At 59.3% G+C, this 18,370-nt stretch carries 14 protein-coding genes; 12 read left to right on the top strand and 2 right to left on the bottom strand.

Annotated features, from left to right (window positions below):
• Window positions 1-13: 13 nt before the first annotated feature.
• The 5 genes from K9U38_RS16400 to K9U38_RS16380 all read left to right on the top strand — a co-directional run bounded on the left by K9U38_RS16400 (window position 14) and on the right by K9U38_RS16380 (window position 3,340).
• Complete coding sequence (locus K9U38_RS16400) at window positions 14-760, top strand: ComF family protein (protein ID WP_224495427.1); 747 nt, start codon at window positions 14-16, stop codon at window positions 758-760.
• 76 nt (window positions 761-836) lie between these two features.
• Complete coding sequence (gene grxC, locus K9U38_RS16395; RefSeq protein WP_224495426.1) at window positions 837-1,106, top strand: glutaredoxin 3; 270 nt, start codon at window positions 837-839, stop codon at window positions 1,104-1,106.
• A 10-nt stretch (window positions 1,107-1,116) separates the two neighbouring features.
• Entirely contained in the window at window positions 1,117-1,983 is an 867-nt protein-coding gene (locus K9U38_RS16390) for a carbon-nitrogen hydrolase family protein (RefSeq protein ID WP_224495425.1), read from the top strand.
• Window positions 1,980-2,393 (top strand): DUF1178 family protein, encoded by a 414-nt coding sequence (locus K9U38_RS16385; protein ID WP_224495424.1) that lies wholly within the window; start codon window positions 1,980-1,982, stop codon window positions 2,391-2,393. The genes K9U38_RS16390 and K9U38_RS16385 overlap by 4 nt, the downstream gene beginning before the upstream one ends.
• A gap of 50 nt (window positions 2,394-2,443) precedes the next feature.
• Complete coding sequence (locus tag K9U38_RS16380) at window positions 2,444-3,340, top strand: DMT family transporter (RefSeq protein WP_224495423.1); 897 nt, start codon at window positions 2,444-2,446, stop codon at window positions 3,338-3,340.
• Here K9U38_RS16380 and ubiG read toward each other — a convergent pair.
• The gene (gene ubiG / locus K9U38_RS16375) at window positions 3,337-4,080 is read right to left on the bottom strand and encodes a bifunctional 2-polyprenyl-6-hydroxyphenol methylase/3-demethylubiquinol 3-O-methyltransferase UbiG (protein ID WP_224495422.1); all 744 of its coding nucleotides are present in this window, start codon (window positions 4,078-4,080) and stop codon (window positions 3,337-3,339) included. The genes K9U38_RS16380 and ubiG overlap by 4 nt on opposite strands.
• Window positions 4,081-4,273: 193 nt before the next feature.
• Here ubiG and K9U38_RS16370 point away from each other — a divergent pair, with 193 nt between their 5' ends.
• The 7 genes from K9U38_RS16370 to K9U38_RS16340 all read left to right on the top strand — a co-directional run bounded on the left by K9U38_RS16370 (window position 4,274) and on the right by K9U38_RS16340 (window position 15,977).
• Complete coding sequence (locus K9U38_RS16370) at window positions 4,274-5,527, top strand: aspartate kinase (RefSeq protein WP_224495421.1); 1,254 nt, start codon at window positions 4,274-4,276, stop codon at window positions 5,525-5,527.
• A 125-nt stretch (window positions 5,528-5,652) separates the two neighbouring features.
• Entirely contained in the window at window positions 5,653-7,911 is a 2,259-nt protein-coding gene (gene ptsP, locus K9U38_RS16365; protein WP_224495537.1) for a phosphoenolpyruvate--protein phosphotransferase, read from the top strand.
• Window positions 7,912-7,920: 9 nt separating this feature from the next.
• Window positions 7,921-9,000: a peptide chain release factor 1 gene (gene prfA / locus K9U38_RS16360; protein ID WP_224495536.1), complete on the top strand. Its 1,080-nt coding sequence runs from the start codon at window positions 7,921-7,923 to the stop codon at window positions 8,998-9,000.
• A 5-nt stretch (window positions 9,001-9,005) separates the two neighbouring features.
• Window positions 9,006-9,887 (top strand): peptide chain release factor N(5)-glutamine methyltransferase, encoded by an 882-nt coding sequence (gene prmC / locus K9U38_RS16355; RefSeq protein ID WP_224495420.1) that lies wholly within the window; start codon window positions 9,006-9,008, stop codon window positions 9,885-9,887.
• Window positions 9,888-10,172: 285 nt separating this feature from the next.
• Entirely contained in the window at window positions 10,173-10,952 is a 780-nt protein-coding gene (locus K9U38_RS16350) for a DUF4167 domain-containing protein (protein WP_224495419.1), read from the top strand.
• A gap of 814 nt (window positions 10,953-11,766) precedes the next feature.
• The gene (gene clpB / locus K9U38_RS16345) at window positions 11,767-14,379 is read left to right on the top strand and encodes an ATP-dependent chaperone ClpB (protein WP_224495418.1); all 2,613 of its coding nucleotides are present in this window, start codon (window positions 11,767-11,769) and stop codon (window positions 14,377-14,379) included.
• Between the two features lie 176 nt (window positions 14,380-14,555).
• On the top strand, window positions 14,556-15,977 hold the full coding sequence (locus tag K9U38_RS16340; protein ID WP_370631967.1) for a L,D-transpeptidase: 1,422 nt from the start codon (window positions 14,556-14,558) through the stop codon (window positions 15,975-15,977).
• A gap of 3 nt (window positions 15,978-15,980) precedes the next feature.
• Here the strand turns inward: K9U38_RS16340 and K9U38_RS16335 are convergent, their stop codons facing one another.
• Entirely contained in the window at window positions 15,981-17,933 is a 1,953-nt protein-coding gene (locus tag K9U38_RS16335) for a M23 family metallopeptidase (RefSeq protein WP_224495417.1), read from the bottom strand.
• Between the last annotated feature and the right edge of the window lie 437 nt (window positions 17,934-18,370).

Here is an 18,370-nt window from a genome sequence, read left to right as displayed (position 1 = left end):
TCTTGGATCGACTATGCGTCTCTTAACACGCGCCGCTACCGACCAGCTGTTCCGGCTGCTGTTTCCACCCGTATGTGCAGGTTGCGACAGGCATGTCGCGGAGCCCGGAACGCTGTGTGGCGCATGCTGGCAAAAGGTGCGTTTCATAGAAAGGCCCTATTGCCCGGTGCTCGGCATTCCCTTCAGCCATGACCTTGGCGCTGAGATCCTGTCAGCGGAAGCCATCGCAGATCCACCGCCGTTCTACCGCGCCCGTTCCGTCGCCATGCATGAGGGAGTCATCCGCGATATGGTCCATCGTCTCAAGTACAATGACCGGACCGACCTTGGGCCGTGGATGGCGCGGTGGATGCTGCGAGCCGGCAGTGAACTCTTGAGTGAGTGCGATGTCATCGTGCCGGTGCCGCTCCATGCGCGTCGATATTGGCTCCGCCGGTTCAATCAATCGGCCGAACTCGCCCGCCACCTGGCGAGGTTGAGCAGCAAGCCGTTCGACCCGGATGCTTTGGTGCGCGTCCGGCAAACCCGGCAGCAGGTTGGTCTTGGCGCAAAGGAACGGGCCGCGAACGTGCGCGGTGCATTCAAGGTTCCGGAGGCGCAGGAGATCACGGTGCGCGGGCGCAATGTCCTGCTGATCGACGACGTCTACACAACCGGAGCGACCGTCAAGGCAGCATCACGCGCCTTGCTGAGAGGCGGGGCATCGAAAGTCGATGTTCTCACATTTGGCCGGGTTCTGGGGCAAGAATTGTCCGCATGAGGCGGTTCGCGCGCAAAGAACGGGTCTTTTCGCCCGAAGTTTTGATGACTATATAGAGGCGAACCGGAGTATTCGAATGGTCGATGTCACTATCTATACGCGTAATGGTTGCGGCTATTGCACGGCTGCCAAGGGGCTTTTGTCTGAAAAGGGCGTGGCCTTCGTCGAATATAATGCGTCGATGGAGCCGTCGGCCCGCCAGGAGATGCTGGCGCGCGCCAATGGCCGGACCACATTTCCGCAGATCTTTATCGGAAGTACCCATGTCGGGGGATGCGACGATCTTTACGCGCTGGAAAATCAGGGCCGTCTCGACACTTTGTTGAAGACCGGTGAACTGGCTTGAGGATAATGTCATGAGTTCATTTCGTGCAGCTGCGATCCAGATGCGTTCAGGGGTGGACCCGCAGCGCAATGCTGTCGACCTTGCGGACTACGTCGCCCACGCGGCAGGCAAGGGTGCCGTATACGTCCAGACACCGGAAATGACGGGTGCGCTGCAACGCGACCGCAAATCGCTGCAAAACGTACTGAAAGCCGAGAGCGATGATATTATCGTGCGCACGGCCTCCGAACTGGCTGCAAAGCACGGAATTCATCTGCATATCGGCTCGACGGCCATCGCCCGCGATGATGGCAAGATCGCCAATCGCGCGTTCCTGTTTGGCCCCGATGGTTCGGTTCTGACCCGCTACGACAAGATTCACATGTTCGATGTCGATCTCGACAATGGCGAAAGCTGGCGCGAATCCGCCGTTTACGCCCCAGGCGCCGATACGGTGGTGATCGACCTGCCATATGCACGGCTCGGATTTGCCATTTGCTACGATGTCCGCTTTCCACAGTTGTTCCGCGCGCAAGCCGTTGCCGGCGCAACGGTCATCACCGCGCCGGCGGCCTTCACGCGCCAGACCGGTGAAGCTCACTGGCAGGTGCTCCAGCGCGCCCGCGCCATCGAAAACGGTGCATTCATGATCTCGGCCGCCCAGGGCGGCCTGCATGAGGACGGTCGCGAGACCTATGGCCATTCGATGATTGTCGCCCCGTGGGGCGAGATATTGGCCGAGGCCGACCATGCGGAGCCTGCGGTCATTGTCGCGGATGTCGATCCCGCTTTGAGCGCTGCAGCCCGGGCCAAAGTGCCAAACCTCAAGAACGCTCGTCCATTCGGGCTGGTCGTGGAAAATGACGGGGAGAGGACAAGGCTTGAAGCCGCATCATGATCCGATTCTCGCTTCATTGTGACCACGACCACGGTTTTGAAGGCTGGTTTCGAAGCAATGATGACTTCGACCAGCAAATCGAGAGGCAGCTTGTCACCTGTCCGGCCTGCGGATCGCACAAAATCGAGAAGGCCCTGATGGTGCCTTCGGTCACGACCGGGCGGCAGAAGGAGAAGATGGCTGTCGCGATGAGCAAGATGGTCACCGAACTGAGGGAAATGGCGCAGAAAGTGCGCGACAACGCCGATTATGTCGGCAACGACTTTGCCGAAGAGGCGCGAAAGATCCATTTCGGTGAGGTAGAGAAGCGCGGCATTTATGGCGAAGCCACCGGCGATGAGGTGAAGTCCCTGCTGGAGGACGGCGTCGATGTGATGCCGCTTCCGGTCTTCCCCGAAGACCACAATTGATATTACTGGTCCAATCTGCTGAGTTGAACTGAACTGGCGGATGATTCTCCATGTCATTTCTGAACTCAGCTGCGGTGCTCCTTGTCCTGACGGGCACCTTCCTCGGATTGACGCTGCCATTCGGTAAACTGGCATTTGCGGCCGGGATAGCTCCGTCCCTATGGGCATTCGTCATCTCGACTGGCGCTGGTACCGTGCTCCTCGCAGCCTTTCTGCTGATGGGAAAGCGACCGCGGTTCGATGCGCATATGCTGCGCTATTACCTTATTGCTGCATTGATCTCCTACGCCATCCCAAACCTGCTGACGCTGTCGGCAATCCCTCATCTTGGCTCCGGATATACCGGGATCATGTATACGCTGTCGCCGGTGTTTACCCTGCTGCTTTCGATCCTGTTCAAGATGCGCAGGCCAAATCTCCTCGGCCTGCTCGGCATTTTCGTCGGCTTTGGCGGGGCAACGGTCGTTGGCTTCACAAGGGGTCAAGTCGGGAAGCCAGCCGATCCCCTCTGGGTTGGCATCGGCCTGCTTATTCCCGTACTGCTTGCCTTGGGCAACGTCTATCGAACCATCGACTGGCCGGACGGCGCCGACCCCACCGAGCTTGCTGCCGGCAGCCACTTGGTGACAGCCTTGCTGCTGGTTCCGGTCATTTTCTTCATGACCGGCACATTCCCCGTGGCGCCGCTCGGGGATGTGCCATGGCTCGTGCTTTTCCAGGTTCTGGCGTCAGCCTGCATGTTTGCGCTGTATTTCCGGCTTCAAGCCGTTGGCGGACCGGTTTACCTCAGCCAGATCGGCTATGTCGGTGCAGCTGTTGCCTTGCTCGCCGGCACACTGTTTCTCGGTGAAATCTACCAGCTGGCGACATGGGCTGGCGCGATCATCATCACAATCGGTGTCCTGATGACCACCAAGGCCCAGCGCATGACGGCAAGGGCCGCCTAGGGTCTTGTCGCCAGCACCATATAGTTGACGTCGGTATCGCGCGATCGGTTCCAGCTGTCGGCAAGGGGGTTATAAGTCACGCCGACTTTTTCCACGACATTGAGCCCGGCGCCGTTCAGTGCGGACTCAAGTTCCTCCGGGCGCACCAGCTTGTCATACTGGTGCGTTCCGCGCGGCAGCCAGCGCAACACATATTCCGCGCCAAAGATGGCAAGGCCAAGCGCCTTCAAGGTGCGGTTTATGGTGGCGACAAAGGTCATGCCGCCGGGCTTTACCATCTGCGAACACGCCGACATGTAAAGCTCGACGTCGGCGACGTGCTCGACGACTTCCATGTTGAGGACGATATCGAACTTTTCTCCGGCTTCCGCCAATGCTTCCGCAGTCGTGGCGCGGTAATCAATGGAAAGGCCGCTCTGGGCGGCGTGAATCTTTGCGACCTCGATATTGGTCTCACCGGCATCGGCCCCGACGACACTGGCACCAAGGCGCGCCATGGGTTCACTGAGCAGGCCGCCGCCGCAACCGATATCGAGGATGCGCAACCCGGCAAAAGGGGCCGGGCTGTTGGGATCGATGCCGTAGTGAGCGCAGACCTTTTCCTTGATATAGGCAAGACGCGTGGGATTGAATTTGTGCAGGGGGCGGAATTTGCCTAGCGGGTTCCACCACTCGGCCGCCATGCGCGAAAAACGCTCGACTTCTGCGGCATCAATTGTACTACGCTCTGCGGTCGCCATGGCCATGTCCTCACTGTCTCGCTTTCGAGTGGCCCCTTCCGGCAAAAAATGTCAAGGCGCAAATCGTCTGCTGTTCTTGCAGTCACCTCATAATTTCGTTATGGGAGGCCGCATTCATTTGGCAAAGGGTGGCTTCATTTAAAACAGCCCTTTTCCGGTTCAGTTTCAGGCCTTTCCAGAACGGTACTTTCCCATGGCGCGCATTGTGATGAAATTCGGTGGCACTTCGGTGGCCGATATCGACCGCATCCGTAATGTGGCCCGGCATGTGAAACGTGAAGTCGACGCAGGTCATGAGGTGGCGGTCGTCGTTTCCGCAATGGCAGGCAAGACCAATGAGCTCGTTGCCTGGACGCGCCAGACCTCACCAATGCATGACGCACGGGAATATGATGCCATCGTCGCCTCTGGCGAGCAGGTGACGGCGGGGTTGCTTGCAATTGCTTTGCAGTCGATGGGCATTCATGCCCGCTCGTGGCAGGGCTGGCAGATACCGATCAAGACGGATAATGCACATGGTGCGGCCCGGATTCTTGACATTGATGGTTCCTTCCTGGTCGAGCGTTTCCAGGAAGGCCAGGTTGCCGTCGTTGCGGGATTCCAGGGTATCGGCCCCGACAACCGTATTTCCACGCTCGGTCGCGGCGGTTCGGACACCAGTGCGGTTGCGATCGCGGCCGCGGTGAAAGCGGATCGCTGCGACATCTACACCGATGTGGATGGCGTTTACACGACCGATCCGCGCGTCGAACCGAAGGCGCGGCGCCTGTCACGGATCTCGTTTGAAGAAATGCTTGAAATGGCTTCGCTTGGCGCCAAAGTGCTGCAAGTACGGTCCGTCGAGCTTGCCATGGTGCACAAAGTGCGCACATTTGTCAGGTCCAGCTTTGAAGACCCCGATGCGCCGGGCATGGGTGATCTGATCAATCCGCCCGGAACACTTATTTGCGACGAGGAAGAGATCGTGGAACAGCAGGTTGTCACCGGAATTGCCTATGCCAAGGACGAAGCCCAGATTTCGTTGCGGCGCGTTGCGGACCGCCCCGGCATTTCCGCAGGGATCTTCGGGCCGCTGGCCGAGGCGCACATCAATGTCGACATGATCGTCCAGAACATCTCCGAGGATGGCTCGAAGACCGACATGACCTTCACGGTGCCCTCGGGCGACCTGGACAAGGCGCTCGTTGTTCTCGACAAGGTCAAGGAAGATGTCGGTTTCGACGTCATCCAGTCGGAGGCAGGCATGGTCAAAGTCTCCGTCATCGGCATTGGCATGCGCAGCCACGCGGGCGTTGCAGCGACGGCTTTCCGTGCGCTTGCCGACAAGGGCATCAATATTCGTGCCATCACGACCTCGGAAATCAAGATTTCCATTCTGATTGATGGTCCCTATGCGGAACTTGCCGTCCGCACTTTGCATTCTGTCTACGGTCTGGATAAGCATTAGCAAACGAGATTCTGTTTGTCGGCCTGTTCGCCGGCTGACATGATGGATCGACTGATTTGGTGAGGTCATTCCGGCCTTGCCAACATTGTTATGGAGAAAGGCTCCAAGTGCCCACGCGCGAGCAGATGAGCGGCCCCCGTGTCATGCTGAAGCGTCTCCGCGAGTTGATGGCGGAGGCTCTTGAGCCTCAGGAGAGGCTTGACCGCATTGTTCGCGAGATCGCGCAGAACATGGTTGCGGAAGTGTGCTCGTTTTATGTGCTGCGCTCCGACAGCGTTCTTGAACTCTATGCCACCGAAGGCCTGAACCCCTCTGCCGTCCATTTGGCCCAGCTGCGTCTCGGCCAGGGTCTCGTCGGCACGATTGCCGCCAGCGCGCGGCCACTCAATCTTACCGATGCCCAGACCCATCCGGCCTTCGCCTATCTGCCGGAAACCGGTGAAGAGATTTACAATTCCTTCCTCGGCGTGCCGATCCTGCGGGCAGGACGCACACTCGGCGTTCTCGTCGTACAGAACCGGACCAAGCGGGTCTATCGCGAGGACGAGGTCGAAGCGCTTGAGACCACGGCGATGGTCCTGGCCGAAATGGTCGCGGCCGGCGAAATACCACGGCTGGCGCGTCCGGGCGTGGAGCTCGACCTCGGCAAGCCGATGAGCTTCAGCGGCAATGCCTTCAACGATGGCGTCGGGCTTGGACACGTCGTGCTGCATGAGCCGCGCATCGTCGTCACGAATCTCTTCAATGAGGACATCAACGCGGAAATAGACCGACTCGAAAGCTCACTCGGTTCCTTGCGCATTTCGATCGACGACATGCTGTCGCGTCGTGACGTTGCGTTCGAAGGCGAGCACCGCGAGGTGCTCGAGGCTTACCGCATGTTTGCGCATGACACCGGCTGGGTACGTCGCCTCGAGGAGGCCATCCGCAATGGCTTGACCGCCGAAGCAGCCGTGGAGAAGGTGCAAAGCGATACCCGCGCCCGCATGATGCACTTGACCGATCCCTATATGCGGGAACGCCTGAGCGATTTCGACGATCTGGCAAACCGCTTGCTCCGCCAGCTGATGGGCCGTGATGTCAAGACGATGGCCGGTTCCCTGGCCAAGGATGCGATCATCATAGCGCGTTCCATGGGCGCTGCCGAACTTCTCGACTATCCGCGCGAACGGCTGCGTGGCCTGGTGCTCGAGGATGGCGCAGCCACCAGTCACGTGGTGATCGTGGCCCGTGCCATGGGCATTCCGGTTGCCGGCCAGGTCAAGGGCGTCGTGTCCATGGCGGAAAACAATGATGCGGTGATCGTCGATGGCGATGATGGCCGTGTCCACCTGCGTCCGCAATCGGACGTGGAGGCTGCCTATACGGAAAAGGTCAAGTTCCGCGCCAAGCGGCAGGCCCTTTACCGGGAGTTGCGGGACAAGCCGTCGGTGAGCAAGGATGGCATCGCCATTTCGCTGCTGATGAATGCGGGCCTGCTGGTGGACTTGCCACAACTCGCCGAGGCCGGTGCCGCCGGTATCGGTCTGTTCAGGACCGAACTGCAATTCATGGTGGCTTCGACCTTCCCCCGCGCCGAACAGCAGGAGCGGCTCTATCGCTCGGTGCTGGATGCCGCCGGCGACCGCCCCGTGACCTTCCGCACGCTCGATATTGGTGGCGACAAGGTGCTTCCGTATTTCCGCAGTAATGTGAATGAGGAAAACCCGGCCATGGGATGGCGGGCGCTTCGCCTGACACTCGATCGGCCCGGACTGCTGCGCACTCAGGTACGGGCGCTGCTCAAGGCCGCGGGTGGCCGCGAATTGCGGCTGATGCTGCCGATGGTGACGGAAGTGGCGGAGGTACGCAAGGCGAGCGACCTCATCAACCGCGAGGTCCAGCACCTGTCGCGCTTTGCCTATGACCTGCCGACCCGGGTCAAGATTGGCGCCATGGTCGAGGTCCCGTCATTGCTTTGGCAGCTAGACGAGTTGATGGCTGTCGTGGATTTCGTCTCGGTCGGCTCGAATGACCTGTTCCAGTTCGTCATGGCGGTTGACCGCGGCAATTCGATCATCACGAACCGCTTCGACAACCTCTCTGTGCCGTTCCTGCGGGTTTTGCGCCAGATCGCCGAGGCGGGTGAGCGGAACAATACCGACGTAACGCTGTGCGGGGAGATGGCAGGAAAGCCGCTTTCGGCCATGGCGCTGCTCGGTCTCGGATTCCGATCCATTTCCATGTCTGCAGCATCGATCGGGCCGGTCAAGGCCATGCTTGGCACGCTCGACATTGGCGAGCTCAGCGCCCAGATGAAGGATGCGATCGACAATCACGGCGAAACGGGTTCGTTGCGCCAGATACTCACCAAGTTCGCAGAGCGAGCTGGCGTCCCAGTTTAGAGGCTAATACTGATGACAATTCCGCAGGATCGTATGGATCAGCTGCTGAAGCGTTTCTCCATGATGGAGACGCAGATGGCGAGCAATCCCGATTCCGACACCTATGTGAAACTCGCTTCGGAATATTCCGAACTCGAACCTGTCGTCGCCAAGATCCGCGATCTCATGAGCGCCAACAGCGAAGCGGACGACCTGAAATCCATGCTGGATGACGCATCGACCGACAGGGAGATGCGCGAGCTGGCAGAGGCCGAATTGCCCCAGATCAGGGACCGCATCGACGAGCTCGAGAAGGATATCCAGGTCCTGCTTCTGCCAAAGGATGTGGCCGACGAGCGCAACGCCATTCTCGAAATCCGCGCCGGAACCGGTGGTTCGGAGGCGGCATTGTTCGGCGGCGACCTGTTCCGCATGTATGAGCGTTACGCCGCATCCAATGGCTGGCGCGTCGAGCTGATCTCTGCAAGCGATGGCGAAGCCGGCGGCTACAAGGAAGTGATCGCGATGGTGTCGGGCAAGGGCGTCTTTGCCAAGCTGAAGTTTGAATCGGGGGTTCACCGGGTGCAGCGCGTGCCCGATACGGAGGCGAGCGGGCGTATCCATACCTCCGCTGCAACGGTGGCTGTCCTTCCGGAAGCGGAGGAAATCGACATCGACATCCGCGCCGAGGATATCCGCATCGACACGATGCGTGCTTCCGGTTCCGGCGGCCAGCACGTCAACACGACCGACTCGGCCGTCCGGATCACACATATTCCCTCCGGGATCGTTGTTGTTCAGGCCGAGAAGTCGCAGCACCAGAACCGTGCACGCGCCATGCAGGTGCTGCGCTCGCGGCTTTTCGACATGCAGCGGCAGAAGGCGGACAGCGAGCGGTCGGAGGCGAGGCGCAGCCAGGTCGGCTCAGGGGATCGCTCCGAGCGAATCCGCACGTATAATTTTCCCCAGGGCCGCGTGACCGATCATCGCATCAACCTGACACTCTACAAACTTGACCGGATCATGGAGGGCGATCTGGACGAGCTTATCGGCGCGCTGATCTCCGACTTCCAGACGGCGCAGCTTGCACAGATGAATGAGGGGTTCTGACGGCCATGATGACGGCCGACAGCCTGCGTCTTGCTGACGTGCACAGGCAGGCGCGTTCCCGACTGACGGCCGCCCAAATCGAAACCGCCGAACTAGATGCTCGCCTTCTGGTTGAGTGGGTGACCGGATGTGACCGCCTGGAGGCGATCCGCAATCCCGATCGTCCCATCGAACAAGCGGTTGTGGTGCGGCTGGAAGAAATCCTTATTCGGCGAATGAACGGGGAGTCCGTGCATCGGATCATCGGCAAGCGCGCGTTCTTTGGCATCGAACTCGCACTGTCCGCCGAAACCCTCGAGCCACGTCCGGACACCGAGGCGCTTGTCGAACTGGTACTTCCGTTCCTGCGCCAGCGCATCGCCGAACAGGGGGTTGCCGACATTATCGATCTTGGTACAGGAACGGGCGCCATTGCCCTGGCTTTGCTTGATCAGATACGGGAGCTGCGGGCCGTCGGCGTCGATGTTTCCCTCGACGCCCTTGCTACTGCGAGAGCCAATGCCCACATAAATGCCGTATCAGATCGGTTCGCTGCCCTCCGGTCGGACTGGTTTTCCGACGTAACGGGTGCCTATGATCTGATTGTTTCCAATCCGCCTTACATACCGTCGGTCGAGATAGCCGGCTTGCAACGCGAAGTTGTGCTGCATGACCCGTTCAGAGCGCTCGATGGGGGGCAGGACGGTCTGGTACCATACCGAATCATCGCCGGGCACGCCCGGGACTATTTGCGAATCGGCGGCGTGGTCGCAGTGGAGATCGGATTTGGTCAACGCGAAGACATCGAGGCAATTTTCGCGGCGGAAAATTTTGTTTTGCACGGCGTTCAGAACGATATTGGCGGTCACGAAAGGGCACTTTTGTTCATGCCGGTGCAAAAAGATTGAAAAAAGGCTTGGAATTTGCCGCGAAGACGGCTAGTTTCGCCTTACCGCTCTAAACCGAACAAATCTGGTTCTGCCTATCAAGAAATTGGTACGGAAATTTCCGGGTGTTTCATCCCCTCGGAAAATAGCTTTGGGGAAACGGTTTTTGCGGAAGCACAAAAGTTTTATGAACTTTGGATGCGATTGAAGCGCGGGGCGCGCTTCAGGTCGGCAATTGAGAAGCGAAGCTTTTTGACTCAAACGGTGAGCAAATTAGCGCCCCTGATTTTCTGAAAAGAGATAAGTATGAGGCCAGTACAGCAGAATAGGCGCATGCGCGGACGCGGTAACAACAATAACCGCAGCAAAGGTCCCAACCCACTTTCCCGTAATTATGAGAGCAACGGGCCCGACGTTAAAATCCGGGGAAATGCTCAGCACATCGCCGAAAAATATACCACTCTTGCACGTGATGCACAGAGCAGCGGCGACCGGGTGATGGCAGAAAACTATCTCCAGCACGCCGAACACTACAATCGCATCATTCTTGCGGCACAGGCGCAGGCGCCCGTCCAGTTTCAGCGCGACGATCGCGATGATCGCGATGACCAGGATGACGATATCGGCTTCGAGGATGAGGGCAACAACGGCAACGAGCAGCCGGAACGTCAGGAGCGTCCAGAGCGGCAAGAGCGGCAAGAGCGTTCGGAACGCCCGGACCGTCAGGAGCGCCGTGACCGCCCGGAACGTGTGGTTCACCAGGCCATCAATGGTAGCGGCCCACAGCCGATCATCGAGGGTACGCCTGCCGAGGTCGCCTATGATGACGATACGGTAAGCCAGCGCCAGCCTCAGCCGCCGGTGCAAGCTGTTGAAGCAGCGCCCGAAGGATCCGAGGAAGGTGCCGAAGCAAAACCGGCGCGTCGCGCACCGCGCACCCGTCGTCCTGCCCGTCCACGCGAGCCACGTGTAACGGAAGACAACGCTGCAGTAGCAAGCACGCCTGACGCTTCCAACGATCTTTCGCCCGCAAGCATTGTTGCCGAGGTGAAGAAGCGTCGCGCGGCGGTCGAATCCGACGTCTGATACGGCATGATCTGAATGATATTGTGCCACCCGCGGGGAAGCTTGCGGGTGGCACAATGATTCCGGCCCTCGCGCGCTGAGGTAACGGCCGTTGATGATGAATTAGCTCACAAGGGCGCTGTGCGTGGTTCTTAGCTCGACAGGCTCGCTATGATGAAGCTAACCATGAGGATGACGGAGAGGGTGGTGTCAGGATAACGGCTGGTCATCCCGCACGGCGCCTTTGCAACAAAATCACCTGAAACTTATCCACGTCCCCGAAACCTCGCTTATGCTCATTGCCGTCCTTCCCGTGGGAACTGCTTCCGGAGCCGTTCGAAGTGGGAGAAGGACCGGCGCCTCCGATGGCGGGTGACGCACCCGCTGTCCGGGGAAGTTGCGTCCAAGGGTTCCCCTGCCGGTACTACGACCGGCGCGTGCTGGACGAGCACTTTAAGGGGCGAAGGCAGTGAGGTTCCCGCAAGGGGAAGCGATCCGCCGAAGCCCCCCAAGCGGAACGGACGCGATCAAAAGTCGCCGGACGGGCGGTCTTCGGATCGCACCATCACTACCCAAAAGACGCGCTTCGACGACCGCCCGTCTTCCCAACCACTCAATGGCCAGGCGCGAAAGCGGGCGTGGTGCGATACAGTATGTTATAGTGAAGATCTTCCGCCAAGGGAGCACAACAAAAGCCCAAATCCCGACCTTGCGCGCCATTGAGAATGTTCCCATATTTGGAGGCGAGCGAATGGGTTTGCCTCATTGAGGGGACCCGTCACCAACACACCGCACGATGCCGCTTGAGGGTCGTACGGGAAAAGGAGACATGAGAATGAATATTGAAAAATACACCGAGCGCGTCCGCGGCTTTATCCAATCAGCACAGACCTTTGCCCTCTCGTCCAACCACCAGCAGTTTGCTCCCGAGCATTTGTTGAAAGTGTTGGTCGATGACGAGGAAGGGCTCGCCGCATCGCTGATCGAACGAGCTGGCGGTAATGTTGAAGAAGTGCGCCTCGGTTTGCAGGCAGCACTGAATGCTCTGCCGAAGGTGACCGGCGGCAATGGCCAGCTTTACCTTGCGCAGCCCTTGGCGAAGGTTTTTACGACTGCCGAGGAAGTCGCCAAGAAGGCAGGCGACAGCTTCGTTACGGTCGAGCGTCTCTTGACGGCACTTGCGATTGAAAAATCGGCAAAGACGGCGGATATTCTTAGCCGGGCCGGGGTTACCCCTGCTGGCCTGAATGCCGTCATCAACGACATCCGCAAGGGCCGCACTGCCGACTCTGCTTCGGCAGAGAATACCTATGACGCCCTGAAGAAGTACGCGCGTGACCTGACCGCGGATGCGCGGGCAGGCAAGCTCGACCCGGTCATTGGCCGTGACGATGAGATTCGCCGCACGATCCAGGTTCTGTCGCGGCGCACCAAGAACAATCCGGTGCTTATCGGCGAGCCGGGCGTTGGCAAGACGGCGATCGCCGAGGGCCTCGCCTTGCGCATCGTCAATGGCGACGTGCCTGAATCGCTGAAGGACAAGCAATTGATGGCGCTCGACATGGGCGCCCTGATTGCCGGCGCAAAATATCGCGGTGAGTTCGAGGAGCGGCTGAAGAGCGTGCTTTCCGAAGTCACATCGGCAAATGGCGACATCATCCTGTTCATCGATGAGATGCATACGCTGGTCGGGGCCGGCAAGAGCGAAGGCGCGATGGATGCGTCGAATCTCTTGAAACCCGCCTTGGCTCGCGGCGAATTGCACTGCGTTGGCGCGACCACGCTGGATGAATATCGCAAGCACGTGGAAAAAGACCCGGCGCTGGCGCGTCGGTTCCAGCCGGTTTTCGTGGACGAACCGACAGTCGAGGACACGATCTCGATCCTGCGTGGCCTGAAGGAAAAATACGAACAGCACCACAAGGTCCGTATTTCCGATTCGGCGCTTGTCGCCGCGGCCACTTTGTCGAATCGCTACATCACCGACCGGTTCCTGCCGGACAAGGCGATCGATCTGGTTGATGAAGGCGCTGCGCGCCTGCGCATGCAGGTTGATTCCAAACCGGAAGAGCTGGACGAAATCGACCGCCGCATCATGCAGCTGAAAATCGAACGCGAAGCCCTGAAAGTCGAGAAGGACGATGCCTCCCGCGACCGGCTCGACCGGCTGGAAAAAGAGCTTGTCGATCTCGAAGAGCAGTCAACGACCCTGACAAATACCTGGCAGTCCGAAAAGCAGAAGCTTGGCCATGCGGCCGACCTGAAGGGCCAGCTCGATGACGCGCGCAACGCACTTGCCGCGGCCCAGCGAAACGGCGAATTCCAGAAGGCTGGCGAGCTCGCCTATGGGACGATCCCGCAATTGGAGAAAGAGCTGGCGCAAGCCGAGCAGCAGGACGGTTCGTCGTCCATGGTGGAAGAGACGGTCACGCCGGATCATATCGCTCACGTCGTTTCGCGCTGGACCGGTATTCCGGTCGACCGGATGCTGGAAGGTGAGCGTGAAAAGCTCCTGCGCATGGAAGACGAGCTTGCCAACCGCGTCGTCGGCCAGGGCGAGGCGGTGCAGGCTGTCTCCAAGGCAGTGCGCCGCGCCCGTGCCGGGCTGCAGGATCCGAACAGGCCCATTGGTTCATTCATCTTCCTTGGCCCCACGGGCGTCGGCAAGACCGAGCTGACAAAGGCTTTGGCTGCGTTCCTGTTCTCAGACGAGACGGCGATGGTCCGCCTCGACATGTCCGAATACATGGAGAAGCACTCGGTCGCCCGGCTGATCGGTGCGCCTCCAGGCTATGTCGGCTACGAGGAAGGTGGAGCGTTGACCGAGGCCGTCCGACGTCGGCCCTATCAGGTGGTCCTATTCGATGAGATCGAGAAGGCCCATCCGGATGTCTTCAACGTGTTGCTGCAGGTGCTCGATGATGGGCGGTTGACGGATGGTCAGGGCCGCACGGTCGACTTCCGCAATACGCTGATCATCATGACGTCCAATCTTGGCGCCGAATACCTTGTCGGTCTCAGCGAAGGCGAGGATGTCGAGACGGTTCGGGACGAAGTGATGAACGTCGTCAAGGCATCGTTCCGGCCGGAATTCCTGAACCGTGTGGACGAGATCATCCTGTTCCATCGCTTGCAGCGCAAGGAGATGGGCAAGATCGTCGCGATCCAACTGAAGCATCTGCAGTCGCTGCTGACCGACCGCAAGATCGTGCTCAAGATCGACGAAGATGCGACGAACTGGCTGGCCGAGAAAGGCTATGACCCTGCCTATGGCGCACGGCCGTTGAAGCGTGTCATCCAGAAGCAGGTCCAGGATCCGCTGGCGGAGAAAATCCTGCTTGGCGAAATCCTGGACGGCTCGACCGTGAAGATCACGGCGGGCTCGGACCGGCTGAACTTCAAGTCAGTGAAGTCCGCGCCCGAAAGGGAAAGCAGTGAAGCCGCTTGAGCAGGTTGCGCGAAGCTGAAAAAGAAAGAGAGTGGCCGCCACAGAGCGGCCATTTTCACGTCCCGTTCATCCGCTAGATGCAACGATAAAAGCGTAAGGGCATTAACCATAATGACAGGAAAATGGGTCATTTATGCATAATGCTGAGTTAGTGATGAAAACCGGAAGCTGAAGGCATGATGTCTTATCATTGTTCATTGTTTGGAATGTTGCTGATCGCTTCCGCGAGCGCTGTCGCCATAACAGGCACACAGGCCGCCGAAATCGCCGTTCCCGCCGCAAGCGACCAGGCATCTTACCAGGTGGCCCAGCTCTTCGAACCAAGCGAGCGCCGTCCGCGCCGTGAAGCATACCGCTCCTATTTTGACGAGTATGGCCGCAAGATCACCGTCGACCGCCGCGGCCGAATCGTATCGGTTGAAGAGCCGCGCTACGATCAATCCAACCAGGGCGACGACTATTTCCCGGAGGCTCCGCAGGACCCCTATGATACGGGCGCCATTCCGCAGGATCCCTACGGACCGTCTAACGGTGCATATGAGCAGCAGTCGGGCTTGCCTTCAGAACGTGATTACGGAAGCGTTGATCGTCAGCCGCTGCCGCCGGCCAATGGCGAGCCGGATTTCATGCCATCCGATCCGAATTACATCGAACCGGGGATGCCTGGCGATGGCATGACTGACGGACTGCAGCAGGAGCAGATCCCGGTTCACCCCAATCCGGCGCCGACCGTCGAATTGCCAAAAGGGCAGGGTGCGAAAGCCAAGATAGCGGCAATCCAGGTCCTGCTTGACCGGATCGGCGTGTCGCCCGGCGTCATCGATGGGCATAAGGGCGGCAATGTCGACAAGGCGGTCGCTGCCTTCGAGGAAATGACAGGTCAACAGTTCGATCCACTCAATGAAGCGGGTATCAACGCGTCGCTGGAACAGACGGGCGGGCCCGCCTTTGTTTCCTACACGATTACATCCGAAGATGCCGCCTATCCCTTCGTGGCGTCGATCCCCGAAGACTACGGTCACAAGGCGCAACTGGAGCGGATGGCCTTCACTTCGGTTACGGAAATGTTGGCTGAACGCTTTCATATGGATGAAAACTATCTGAAGGAAATCAACCCGGGCGTGGACTTCAACACACCAGGCGTCGCAATACAGGTTGCCAGTACCGGGCAGAACGCCGGAGGTGCGGTCACGCGAATCATTGCGGACAAGGGGCGCAAGCAGGTGCGCGGCTACAATGCCGACGGCCGCCTGATCGTCGCCTATCCGGCCACCATCGGCTCGACCGATACGCCGTCTCCGTCCGGTACTGTCCAGGTCGAGCGCATCGCGCTCAATCCGAACTATACCTACAATCCAAAAATCAACTTCAAACAGGGTGAGAACAATTCGGTCCTGACGATCCCGCCGGGTCCGAACGGACCGGTCGGCACCGTCTGGATCGCCCTGTCAAAGCCTACCTACGGTATCCACGGGACACCCGAACCATCAAAAATCGGCAAGACCAACAGCCATGGTTGCGTCCGCCTGACCAACTGGGACGCAACGGAATTGTCGAAGCTCGTGCAAAAGGGTGTGACGGTCGAGTTTCAGGAATAAGGGTCAGCCGCTCGCGGCGACCTTGGTGCCGTTCTGGTTGTCGTCCTTGAGGAGCTGGTCAATACGCTCGCGCTCGCGCTTGAATGCGACAAGGTCGTCGCCGCCAAGCTCGCCGCCGCTTGGCAGGCGAATGCGCATGGGATCGACCTTTGAGCCGTTGACGATGACTTCGTAGTGCAGATGCGGTCCGGTCGACAGGCCAGTCGAACCCAGATAGCCGATCACCTGGCCCTGCCGGACCCGCGCCCCCGGCGTTACCCCGCTCGCGATGGCGTTCTGGTGCGAATAGCTGCTTTCGTAGCCGTTGGAATGGCGGATGATGGTCTGGTTGCCATAGCCGTTCGTCCATCCGGCCCGTTCAACGACGCCATTGCCTGCGGAGACGATCGGCGTGCCGCGCGGTGCAGACCAATCGACGCCGGTATGCATGCGGGAATAACCCAGAATCGGATGACGGCGCATGCCGAAGGGTGAGCGGAATACGCCATTGGGTACCGGCTTGCGCAGCAGGAACTGCTTCGAGCTCTTGCCATTCTCGTCGTAATAGTCGGTGTTGCCGTCGGCACCGTGGAACCGGTAGAACTTCTTGAGGTCGCCGCCAAAATTCGCGGCGACATAGAGGATCTCCGATTCGTCGCCAGCCTTGTCCGAATCAGCAGGCAGGGAGAAAAGCGCTTCAAGCTGGTCGGTTGAACTGAGCTGGGACTGAAAATCAACGTCGGAGGCCAGCATCCGGATGAGCTGCTTGATCATCGGGTCGGTCATGCCATAGGCAAGCCCGGCCCTGTAGATGCCGTCATACACGGTCGGCAGATCTTCCGATCGGCGTGCGGGCAGCGGATTGTCGTCAAAGGCGACTTGCAGACCCGGCGTCATTTCGGGCTCGTCGGCCGGGACATATTGATCCCGGTCATTCAGGGCGATGGTCAATATATGGGTGCTGCCGTTATAGACACTGGCGCGCATGATGCGATCAAGATTGTTCCGGGATTCAATACCAAGTCGCAGCACGCTTCCACCCTTGAGGCGGGGCGAATTCAGGAGTTTGGCGATGGCCTCGGACATGCCGGTAGCGTCGCCGGTCTCATACCCCGCCTCGTTGAGGGCGGCCAGAATGTTCTTGTCGCTCCGGAACGCAATGAGTTCTTCCGAATAGCCGGCACTCTCTGCATCCTCGGGCAGGCGCGGGGCGACGCTGACATTTTCCTGAATAATCTTGACCGCCAGCGGGTTGCGCAGATTGAAGGGATCCTCATCGGTGCCGAACCGCGCCGGATCGACATAATGCAAGGAAGCGACCTGGATCGCCCCGTCAGTCAACAGGGAGCCGGTATTGCGGACAACCTCTTCCACCTCGTCGACGCTCAGATCGTCCGATGGATCATATTGTGCCGTTGCGAGGGGAAAATCTCCGGTACGCAGGCTGACTTCGCTTTCCACCTTGGCGCCGTAGATCAGTCCGGTCTTGGGGGTAGGGTCCGTATCTTCATTGGCTTCCGCGAAGACGTCGAGGGGATTGAAGGACGGGTATCTCCGATTGGTGTTGTGGACATCGGCGAGAGCGATGTGAACAAATTCAAAGGGCATCGAGCGAATGACGTCACGCTCGCCATCCTTGAAGACGGTGGAGACGTCGAGCCGGCGCCGGTCGCGATTTTTTTGAATTGGTGTGGTTGCGGCGACGCGTGCGCCCTTGGCAATGTCGCTGTTGTTCGCCGCCGCCGGCATGGCGTTGCGCACCATCAATTCGGGAGGCGTCGCCAATTGCTCGCGGCCGTCGAGCGCGGCAAACAGGGCCACGCCCATGAGCAGGCTCGATGTAATGCCGGTGAGGAACGTACCCGTCAGCCACCGCGCCGATATTTCACGGCGGTCGGGCGGTCCGCGGCGGCCATCCGTTATCAACGGCGGCTCATTGCCCGGATCTATTGATGAGTGCCCCTCGTACTCGTTCATACTGCTCAGTGTCGATCCTGTCGCCGTTATAGAAAGCAGACTTTAAATGATGTTTCGGCGCCCTTGCCGACCAGCTTGTTCTGGCATGTAGTCAACGAGGCAGCAGTTTTGCCCTTGCAGCTTCGCTCTGTCAACGCGGCGTGCCAGAACTGTGTGCATAGGCGGGCTGCCTGTAATACCAAAGCTGGACCGATCCTGTCGCATGGCAGCGAGCGCTATGTCGGGAATAGGGCATGTTTGTGACCGGCGCGATCACATTTCCTATGCGGGCCGGAAGCATCGAGCCGCCTTTTCCTTCGGCTGGAAAGCCACGTAACGGCAGCCTGTCATATTTTTCATAATATCTTCAAAAACGCTGTTGACAGGTTTGTTAGGTGGGGTCTATATACCGACATAACGAGGGCGGGGCGCCGCTGGCGGTTGCTGAATGCGCCCTT

Source organism: Phyllobacterium lublinensis (assembly GCF_020164435.1).
Classification (GTDB): Bacteria; Pseudomonadota; Alphaproteobacteria; order Rhizobiales; family Rhizobiaceae; genus Phyllobacterium; species Phyllobacterium lublinensis.
The sequence above is the reverse complement of the archived record's forward strand: the minus strand, read 5'-3'. Positions and strand labels throughout refer to the sequence as shown.